11 protein-coding genes, 1 tRNA gene and 1 pseudogene are annotated in these 9649 nt (G+C 43.9%); 7 read left to right on the top strand and 6 right to left on the bottom strand.

Annotated features, from left to right (window positions below):
• Positions 1–43: 43 nt before the first annotated feature.
• Both ACVA54_RS19230 and ACVA54_RS19225 read left to right on the top strand, forming a co-directional pair.
• Complete coding sequence (locus ACVA54_RS19230; protein ID WP_446649872.1) at positions 44–547, top strand: hypothetical protein; 504 nt, start codon at positions 44–46, stop codon at positions 545–547.
• 374 nt (positions 548–921) lie between these two features.
• The gene (locus ACVA54_RS19225) at positions 922–1203 is read left to right on the top strand and encodes a hypothetical protein (protein ID WP_446649871.1); all 282 of its coding nucleotides are present in this window, start codon (positions 922–924) and stop codon (positions 1201–1203) included.
• A 129-nt stretch (positions 1204–1332) separates the two neighbouring features.
• Here ACVA54_RS19225 and ACVA54_RS19220 read toward each other — a convergent pair whose 3' ends face one another.
• Positions 1333–2034: a hypothetical protein gene (locus tag ACVA54_RS19220; RefSeq protein ID WP_446649870.1), complete on the bottom strand. Its 702-nt coding sequence runs from the start codon at positions 2032–2034 to the stop codon at positions 1333–1335.
• A 97-nt stretch (positions 2035–2131) separates the two neighbouring features.
• Between ACVA54_RS19220 and ACVA54_RS19215 the strand changes: the two are divergent.
• Positions 2132–2598, top strand: a pseudogene (locus ACVA54_RS19215) (IS110 family transposase); the annotation flags it as partial.
• 11 nt (positions 2599–2609) lie between these two features.
• Here the strand turns inward: ACVA54_RS19215 and ACVA54_RS19210 are convergent.
• The 3 genes from ACVA54_RS19210 to ACVA54_RS19200 form a co-directional block, all read right to left on the bottom strand.
• Positions 2610–3218, bottom strand: coding sequence for a hypothetical protein (locus ACVA54_RS19210; protein ID WP_446649869.1), 609 nt, complete (start codon positions 3216–3218; stop codon positions 2610–2612).
• 644 nt (positions 3219–3862) lie between these two features.
• The gene (locus ACVA54_RS19205) at positions 3863–4747 is read right to left on the bottom strand and encodes a site-specific integrase (RefSeq protein WP_446609183.1); all 885 of its coding nucleotides are present in this window, start codon (positions 4745–4747) and stop codon (positions 3863–3865) included.
• Positions 4748–4796: 49 nt separating this feature from the next.
• Positions 4797–4873, bottom strand: a tRNA-Arg gene (locus ACVA54_RS19200).
• Positions 4874–5074: 201 nt separating this feature from the next.
• Between ACVA54_RS19200 and folD the strand changes: the two genes are divergently transcribed.
• Positions 5075–5935 (top strand): bifunctional methylenetetrahydrofolate dehydrogenase/methenyltetrahydrofolate cyclohydrolase FolD, encoded by an 861-nt coding sequence (gene folD, locus ACVA54_RS19195; protein ID WP_099080347.1) that lies wholly within the window; start codon positions 5075–5077, stop codon positions 5933–5935.
• A 246-nt stretch (positions 5936–6181) separates the two neighbouring features.
• Here the strand turns inward: folD and ACVA54_RS19190 are convergent, their stop codons facing one another.
• Both ACVA54_RS19190 and ACVA54_RS19185 read right to left on the bottom strand, forming a co-directional pair.
• Entirely contained in the window at positions 6182–7153 is a 972-nt protein-coding gene (locus ACVA54_RS19190) for a lytic murein transglycosylase (protein WP_099080348.1), read from the bottom strand.
• A 45-nt stretch (positions 7154–7198) separates the two neighbouring features.
• Positions 7199–7483, bottom strand: coding sequence for a YcgL domain-containing protein (locus ACVA54_RS19185; protein ID WP_099080349.1), 285 nt, complete (start codon positions 7481–7483; stop codon positions 7199–7201).
• Positions 7484–7680: 197 nt separating this feature from the next.
• On the opposite strand from ACVA54_RS19185, the gene minC reads away from it, so the two are divergent.
• From minC to minE, 3 genes are read left to right on the top strand one after another with little or no spacing between them, the layout of a single operon-like run.
• Positions 7681–8343 (top strand): septum site-determining protein MinC, encoded by a 663-nt coding sequence (gene minC, locus ACVA54_RS19180; RefSeq protein ID WP_119463666.1) that lies wholly within the window; start codon positions 7681–7683, stop codon positions 8341–8343.
• Positions 8344–8360: 17 nt separating this feature from the next.
• Positions 8361–9173, top strand: coding sequence for a septum site-determining protein MinD (gene minD, locus ACVA54_RS19175; RefSeq protein ID WP_099080351.1), 813 nt, complete (start codon positions 8361–8363; stop codon positions 9171–9173).
• A gap of 2 nt (positions 9174–9175) precedes the next feature.
• Positions 9176–9439, top strand: a complete 264-nt coding sequence (minE, locus tag ACVA54_RS19170; protein ID WP_099080352.1) for a cell division topological specificity factor MinE — start codon at positions 9176–9178, stop codon at positions 9437–9439.
• Positions 9440–9649: the final 210 nt, after the last annotated feature.

Here is a 9649-nt window from a genome sequence, read left to right as displayed (position 1 = left end):
CATGCGTTCTCCGTTTGTTTCAGTGTAAACGGAAAACCTCTAATTGCGAGCGACCAGTTTTTCGGGGAGGGTTACAGCGGCACCTAAAGGAAACCTTAATAACAACAAGTACCGAACGGATTACACTAAGCAGACTTACAAGCTCTGCCTTATGGGGGCTAGAGATGTCGATCTTGCCGAGTTTTTTGAAGTGCACAGGGACACTATATTTCATTGGGTCAACTTATACCCTGAGTTTGCTGAGGCTCGTAAGCGAGGCAAGATGAAAGCGGATGCTGAGGTGGCTTACAAACTGTTCAAACGCGCAACTGGAGTTTCTGTGCGTAAAGAAAAGGTACTGAGTTCCGGTGAAGTCGTAGAATATAGCGAAGAACTGCCGCCTGACGTTCGAGCTATGGAGTTTTGGCTAAAATGTCGAAGCCGCAATACCTGGAACCCGAAGCAACAAGTCGAAGCTTCTGGTGATGCTAAAAACCCGTTGGCGTTTATTTTAGGTGAAATTGCTGAAGAAGCGGAAGGCGCCTCCCCACTACCCAAAGATGTTTAAAAAAGCGCCAAATTTAACATAATAACGATAATCTGAACCAAACGAGTCCGCCCATTTTTAAATGTCCCACGAAGGGTCTATTTCCCAATGTTTAGTCACCAAATACAAGTGAATATAAAGTGCATAAAGCATGCATAAATAAACACATTTTAAAATCAGGACGAAAGCGCCATTTTTAACACTTTTGTTGTGACTAGACTCTAAGTCACTTCGTACACCTATTGAGTTCCGATTTCATTGCGACATAATATTTATAGTGGTAATCAGCCTACATGTGTGGCTTCGACACTTTTTGTATATCCATAAAAACCTCGCTTCGGCGGGTTTTTTTCGTTTCTAGGAGACTCTATATAAAGCAAACCAACAAGCTAACCGTGCCTTCATTTTTACTCATAGCAATATCATTCACATCATCAACAATAGTAACCGCTCAGCCATCACAACATGAAGTTCATCCAAACAATAATCAGTTAAACGCTGAAATAGAGGCATCAAAGAAACAGTTCAGATTAGCAGTTCAACAAACGATTCAAGAGATAGAGCAGGATATGAAAAATTACTCACAAACAATGTCAAACAATTTGGATACCCTTCACCGCCAACAGCTAGCGCTCTCAGCTGATATTAAAGAGTCATTGCGTCGAGAAGGGCTATAAGTTTAAGCGACAGGGGGAATGGACCAAAACGTTATACCCCTCCCCCACATCGATATATTGGTGCTAAATATTTATCCGTTTTTTGAAGCTGAAAATGCCATGCGTTGGGAATAAGAACTGAAGTATTTGTTAGGCTTCTTTTTTTGGGCCCCATTTCTCACGGTGCCACTCATAGTATTTTTTACTAGTTTCCCAGTTTGAAATCTTGTTCCCGACCAACGAAGAAATTATGGTATCAAGTACGTCTGTAGTCACAGCTTTGGGGTTAGATCGAACTTCTCCATCATCTACATAAATGTAGCCTTTTTCATAAAGGTCATCACAACCTAGCTTACACATCAATGTAGCAACAGCACCAAAGTCCAACTTCTCTTCATCACTACACTTGGCTCTATGCTTTATGTGCGCAGCTACAAGCATGTTTTCTGGTAATTGATAGTTACAAATTGTACAAGTACCTAGTTTATTCCCATCCAGTAAATGGGCTCTTAGCAAGCTTTGTTCTGCTCGTTTTTTTGCGGTGAACTCAACATCTAATTCAGGAAGTTTGCTGATTTTTCGAAGTTCTCCTTCAATTGAGAAAGAACCCTCAATATCAATATTTTTACTAACTATTATTGAAGCTGGCACCCTCGGTTTTAAATCCGGGTTAGACATACGAGCCCCGTATCCTGACTCTACCAAAGCTTGGAGTTGTTCTAGGGTTTCGACTCGAACATAGTCCGCTTCAAAACGAGAGTGTGATGCGACATACATATCATCTTTATGTTTGTGTGGATAAAGAGGTTTCCCTGCATTTTTCTTACTTTTTTCGCTTATATACGCAATCATCTAAATTTCCCTCGATTCTGAAGCCTAACTAATGACATGGTTCCCCCTCCCGAAGATCGACCACACTTATGTGGAACTTATTAGCACTGGAGGCACCATGTCTGATTATTCTTATTTTGGCGGTATTGATTTAGCCAAAAATCACTTCAGTACTCATGCCATTGATTCAAAAAGTATAGTTATTTTGCATGAATCTGTTACTCGCGCTAAGTTGTTACTCACAAAAGCAAATATGCCACCTATGTGCATAGGGTTCGAAGCGTGTGGTAGGGCTCATATTGAGCTAGAACGTTCAACAAGCTCGGTCATGACGCTCGTATTATGGCAGCTAAGTATGTCATCCCGCACCATATTAAAGGAAAAATGATCTTAATGATGCTGTTGCTATTTGCCAAGCTGTTCAATGTGCTGCTACCCATTTCGTACCGATAAAATCCGCTGTGCAACAAGCCATCCTGTCCGTTTATCGAATACGAGAGCATTGGGTTCGTGAATGTACCGCGTTAACGAATCGTACCGGTTGGACGCGCTTCTTTATTCAAACAATCCCCAATCATGCTTGAATGTAGTAATTTTTACCAAATTTTAAATTCATCATATGGTAAACTTGAGTTAAAGAATGAATGCTGTGGGTAATTAGTCTTTAACACTTCGTGCATCTTCGTATGCAGTTCGATAAGCGAAGTACCGAACTCATCTAAATTATTCAAGCGCTCGTTGAGATTTCGTGTATTCGCCTCATCACTTTGTACTTTTTGATTTCGTTGCCAAAGAAATATTCCCTCAATATAACGGTTGTAATTAAAAATAGCATGATAAGAAGCCACATAGATGTGTGAATCAAACTCAGATACAAAGATGTTCTTTTCTAAATCAATCTCGACTAACCAATGAGAGATTTCACCATCCAGTAATTTTATATCGCCCGCTTGCTTATCGAGCTGTTCAAGATAATTTCGCTTTACGCAACTATACACTTCCAACATACAACCTAACTTGAACATAAAGTAATTTGATGAATTGACAGCTGCGTCAATTTCTTTAGATTGGTGCAAGTAGTGTTGTTGGAGAACAGTTAAAATAGCTACAACCACACCAATTGATGAAAGAAAAACACCTAAACTATTCAGTACTGTTGTAACGCTCTGCTTCGTATCCATCGCATAAACGAGAATGATAGCCATCAGATAAAAACCTATAAAGATGGAGCATATTTCCCTCAGATATAACCCTATTCTTTTGAGCAATGTATGATACCTCACATTATTACAACATAACGAATGATATGGACTTCCTCTTCCCCCGATAGTCTGCGTGTCATATTAAACTTATACTTGCTAAAAAGCTGGAGGTTAATATCCATCACTCAAACTATTGGCATTGACCTTGCCAAGAACCTGTTTCTATACGGCTTTTCGCCGTCTTTCACTCTCGTATGCCGCCTGCTTTCTCACACAAGAAATTGTGAATACTAGCACTTACCCGTATGAAATATAAGTAAATAGTGCTCAAACTTATGCTTAGGTAGGCGACATTAAGCGGTACAAAGTAGGTTAATTCATTCTCGAGTACTAATTGAACAAAGCTGTATGGTTACACAGACCATTTTCAGTAAAGACATCACCACAACCACACTAAAGTTTGTGCAAAAAGATAACCGTTATTCAACACCAGATATGGCTAATTAAAACACCATAAAGTAAATGCGCTGCCGAGAGGGTAGGGGGTGGACCAAAACGGAACACCCCCTACCCCACATCTATATATTGGCATCAGAAATTTATCTGATTTTTGAACTCAGAAACTTTCCCTAATGTTGTTCGCCTCCCTAATCAAACAGCCTCGCCGCTAAAGCTTCAGCATCCAACTTCACGTATCTACTCAATACCCGATGATCTCGGTGACCAGACACCTTAGACACCAATACGCTGTCATGCCCTGCTTCTATCAGTTTGGATAATCGGTAATGCCTGAGTGAATGCAAGACAAAATCATGTAGCCCTTCTTCATCGGCGGCTTTTCGAAACTTTTTGCTGACATATTCAGGTAATGCATTGAAGACGGGATACGTCGGCGCCCTGTCCTTCGTTATATCCATTCTCTTACCCAGTATCGCCATTGCCGTAGTAGAAAGCGGTACCTTACGGTCTTCGCCGTTCTTTGTGTTCCATAGCTGTATGTATCGATGTTCAAGGTACACATCGCACCTTCGCAGTTTCAGAGCCTCATTCCTACGACAGGCTGTTTCACTCAACAGTATACAAATGTCGCGTAGCTCTTCTGTGGGTAATCTGGCGACTACTGCCGTTACTTGTTCATGGGTGGGAATGAATTGGCGAACGCCGTAATCTTTTGGTAATCGTATCTGTTTAAAAATATCTGGAATTTGCAGTCCTATATCCCTACGGAGCCAATTAAGCATTGCTTGCAGGGCTGCGGCATCTTTCCGAACAGTACCTGGCTTAACACTAGTTAGACGATGAGTAATGAAAGAGTTGATGTTATCCCTAGCATAAGGGCTTGTGGTGAGATCTTTGATTAAATAAGAAGAAAAGTAGCGGCTTATCCGCTCTAATCGATACTTTAATGTTCCAATGTAAGTTTTATGGTATTGCGCTCGAATTTGAACGTAGCTGTCTATACAAGACGGAATTGGGGTGTTTAAATTAAGGTTTTGTGGTGGAGTTTTTGTGAGATTGTTCACTAAATACATGACACAGTCCTAACGGTTTTGGATAGGAAGACTGTGCTGAGGGTAGGAATGGCACGCCCTGCAGGATTCGAACCTGCGACCACATCCTTAGAAGGGACGTGCTCTATCCAGCTGAGCTAAGGGCGCGCTACAGGAGGGATTATACGAGTTCAACCGCTTAAATCAACGGGTTTTCGTAACATTCTGATCTGAATGTCTAAAAAAAGGCCAATGATGCGAAAAATGTTCAAAAGAACCCCAAGGCAAACGTTTGCTTATGGATGTTAAATCCATTTTCTGCGACAATGCGCTGCAAATAATTAGCCTTCTTATTTAAAAAGGAAAGTCATGACTGCTCAAAATATAGATGGAACTCTTATTTCCCAAACTGTTCGATCAGAAGTTGCAGCACGAGTGAAAGCTCGCGTTGAGGCTGGCCTTCGCGCTCCTGGTCTTGCGGTTGTTCTTGTTGGTGAAGATCCTGCTTCGCAAGTTTACGTTGGCAGTAAGCGCCGTGCGTGTGAAGAAGTTGGCTTTATCTCTAAGTCTTTTGACCTTCCTGCGACCACTTCGGAAGAAGAACTGTTGTCTCTGATCGACGAGTTAAACAACGATGCAGAAATCGATGGCATTCTAGTTCAATTGCCTCTTCCGGCGGGTATTGATACAACGCACGTTCTTGAGCGTATCCACCCAGAAAAAGACGTGGATGGCTTCCACCCTTATAACGTTGGCCGCTTAGCCCAGCGCATTCCTAAACTGCGCTCTTGTACGCCAAAAGGCATCATTACCCTACTCGACCGTTACAACATTGAGCTACGTGGCAAGCACGCGGTCGTGGTTGGCGCATCGAACATTGTTGGCCGTCCAATGACGCTAGAGTTGCTACTTGCAGGTTGTACAACAACAACGTGTCACCGCTTCACCAAAGACCTAGAAAGCCATATACGCCAAGCCGATGTGGTTGTGGTTGCGGTTGGTAAACCAAACTTCATTCCTGGTGAGTGGATTAAGAAAGGCGCCGTCGTAGTCGATGTGGGTATCAACCGTCTTGAATCTGGCAAACTAGTCGGAGACGTGGAATATGATAAAGCGCGTGAAAGCGCAAGCTTCATTACTCCAGTACCAGGTGGTGTTGGTCCAATGACCGTTGCAAGCTTGATTGAGAATACGATGCTGGCTTGCGAGCAGTTCCATACGAAGAAATAACGAGTTACCAATACTGAAAGGGCTCCGCAAGGAGCCTTTTTTGTTCGGAGCAACAACCCCCTCTAACTCCCCCTTGAAAAGGAGGAGGACTGGGCTGAGATCGCTTCTAGTCCCCTCCCCTTTCTAAGGGGAGGGTTAGGGAGGGGTTCTGTTACAAGCTCAAAATTACGCCTGCGATTGATGCACTCATCAAGTTCGCCATTACGCCCGTGGCAATAGCTTGGAAGCCGTATTGAGAAATTCAACTTAGAATGTGATGCGGTCAGCTAAGTGACTTACCGCCAGTGCGAAGTAGTAAGAGCGGTTCCACTTCATCAACACATTGTAGTTGTTGTACACCAAGTAAGTACGACCGTTTTCATCGTCGGGCATGATTAGCCACGCTTTGATGTCTTCGTCCAACTTAGGTAATGGGCTGCCATCGTATTTGGTGATACCAAGCTTGCTCCACTCTTGCAGGTATTTGCCTTTCTCTTCTCCGCGGCCTTCAAGATTGTGGTCGATACCGTGTGGCACCTTCACCTGACGACCCCACGTGAACTTGTCGTCCCAACCCGATTCGCTTAGGTAGTTCGCGGTAGAAGCAAACACGTCCGCTTCTGATTGCCAGATATCTTTCTTACCATCGCCATTGCCATCTGCGGCAAAGCGTAGGAATGAGCTTGGCATAAACTGACACTGGCCCATCGCACCTGCCCAAGAGCCTTTGAAACTCTCTAACCCAATATGGCCTTCATCTAGAATTTGCAGCGCTGCCATGGTTTCTTTACGGAAGAACTCTTCACGACGACCTTCAAATGCCATGGTCGATAGCGCATCGATCACGCGGAAATTACCGGTGAACTTACCGAAGTTACTTTCCACGCCCCACAGTGCGACAATAAAGCGCGGTTGCACGCCATATTCGTCACCAATGCGCTTTAACTCTGCGTAATGCTCTTTGTACAATTGCTTCGCTTGCTTTACCTTCCATTCCGGTACCGCCCGAGGAATGTACTCATCCAACGTCAGTTTCTTTTCCGGTTGATTTCGGTCTGCATTAACCGCACGAGGTTTGTATTCAACATTAGCAAAAGCGGCACTGATCACCTGTTCAGAGATGCCTTTAGCACGCGCTTCTGTACGCAATTTATTGAGGTACTCCTCAAAGCCCTCATTACTTGCAAACGCTGAAGTACATATGCCAACACTGAGCATCGTTGCCAATATCTTTTTCATATTGCCCTCCTTGAGTAAGGCAGTATTCTCAGATGAAAAACGGACTTACTGTTCGCCTTTCTGCTGAGTTTTTTGTTCTTTGTATTTTTCTAGTAGGTTTTCTGGCGGAGGTGGTAATTGCAAAAAGAAGCCTTCATTCTGTAATGATGCCTTCACTTTCTCGATATCAACTTGCGCCAAAGTGCGACCATCAAGTTTGATCGTCATGACTGGCATAGGCTTACCGAACATTTGCATTAACGTGTCAGGAACCTGTGAAAAATCGTCTTTTTTCGGGATATAAAGATAAGCGCCTTCTTTTTTTGCGCTTTTATAAATAGAACAAAGCATGACAAGCCTTTTGTGCTGATTTATCCGCTTTTAGCGCGGATTTTGTTGAAAACGTAAAATTCTCGCAAACTTAATAGCAAATTTGAGATTAAATCTCGGATTTGCCCGCTTGAGAACTTGCTGCGTCAGAGGATGGAATATAACATGACAGACCTAGTTTAAGGCAACGCTCTTTCAATAAAGGCAAGTAGTCCACGATGACCCATACACCAGACCTTAAAGGTAGCAGTTTTACTTTGTCAGTTTTACACCTTTCTGATAATGAGGTCGAAAAAACTGTCGATTTTTTGCAAGAAAAGGTTTCTCAAGCCCCTTCTTTCTTCGCATCCGCTCCTTTGATTATCAATATAGCAAAAGTCGAAGGCGATATTGATTTCAGGGCGCTGAAACAAGGGATTGCTGACGCCGGGTTTATTCCTGTCGGGGTTACGGGTTGCAAAGATAAGCGCGTTCAAAATCTTGCCTCAGAAGCTGGCTTTGCGATTATGTCTGCAAGCAAGTCGCCGACTCAAGCTCCAGCTAAAATCGCCCCGACAAAAGTGGTTCGCACCCCCGTCCGTTCGGGTCAGCAAGTCTACGCTAAAGATGGCGACTTAGTGGTACTCGCGCACGTCAGTGCTGGTGCAGAGGTGATAGCAGATGGCTCTATCCACATTCATGGCACCCTACGTGGACGCGCGATTGCCGGAGCGAGCGGGCAGCAAGAAGCTCATATTATTTGTCACGATTTACAAGCTGAACTGGTTTCCATTGCTGGCGATTACTGGTTGAGCGATCAAATTGAGAGTGAGTATTGGCAAAAGAAAGTAATGATCAGTAAAGCCGAAGAATCATTACGTCTGGAAGCACTCACTATTTAGTCTAAAAAGGAAATAAAATGGCACGCATTATTGTAGTAACGTCTGGTAAAGGTGGCGTTGGTAAAACCACTTCAAGCGCAGCCATCGCCTCAGGTCTGGCTCTTAAGGGCAATAAGACTGCGGTGATCGATTTTGATATCGGTTTGCGTAACCTCGATCTGATCATGGGTTGTGAGCGCCGCGTCGTGTATGACTTTGTAAATGTCATCAACGGTGAAGCAACGCTAAACCAAGCGCTGATTAAAGATAAGCGCACGGATAACTTATTCATTCTTCCCGCTTCACAAACACGTGATAAAGACGCACTCACCAAAGATGGTGTACAACGCGTGTTCACTGAACTCGGTGAAATGGGCTTTGACTTCATCATCTGTGACTCACCAGCGGGTATCGAGCAAGGTGCTCTAATGGCGCTATACTACGCAGATGAAGCGATTGTAACGACCAACCCTGAAGTCTCCTCTGTTCGTGACTCTGACCGTATTCTGGGCATTTTGGATTCTAAGTCACTGCGCGCGGAGCAAGGCCTTGAGCCTGTGAAACAGCACCTGTTGCTGACTCGCTATAATCCAGCTCGCGTTAACCAAGGTGAAATGCTGAGTGTACAAGACGTCGAAGACATTCTTCATATTCCTTTGTTAGGCGTGATTCCTGAAAGCCAAGCGGTACTGAACGCATCAAACAAGGGCGTACCCGTTACTTTCGATGAAAATACGGATGCAGGCATGGCGTACACTGATACCGTAGAGCGCCTTCTTGGTAGCGAGGTTGAATTTCGTTTCCTTACTGAGGAGAAGAAAGGACTCTTTAAACGACTGTTCGGAGGCTAGACATGTCACTATTAGAATTTTTCCGCCCTCAGAAAAAAACATCGGCCAGTTTAGCTAAAGAACGTTTGCAAATCATCGTTGCTGAGCGCCGCAGCCAGAACGACCCTGCGCCTTCTTATCTGCCTCAATTGAAAGAGGACATTCTGAAGGTGATCAGCAAATACGTCGCGATTGATCCAAACATGGTCGATCTGACATTTGAACACAAAGACGATGATATCTCAGTTCTTGAGTTGAATGTAAAACTGCCAGACGACGAGAAATAAACCACTTTTCGACTTTGCTTTGAGTGCCCTCCTCTTCGTCATTCTGGACAGCGAGGAGCGAGCGTGATTCAGAATCTATTACCAGAGTGCTCGAATTGGTGAGATAGGATTTTGGCTTCAAAGTGGGCGGTGCGTAGATTCCTAGTCTCACTTAGGTTCGCTGGAATGACCCACTATCTCCCCGTCATTCTGGACAGCGAGGAACGAGCG

This window comes from Vibrio sp. PNB23_22_6 (genome assembly GCF_052877535.1).
Note: the sequence above shows the minus strand (reverse complement) of the source record. Positions and strands in the feature narration are given on the sequence as shown.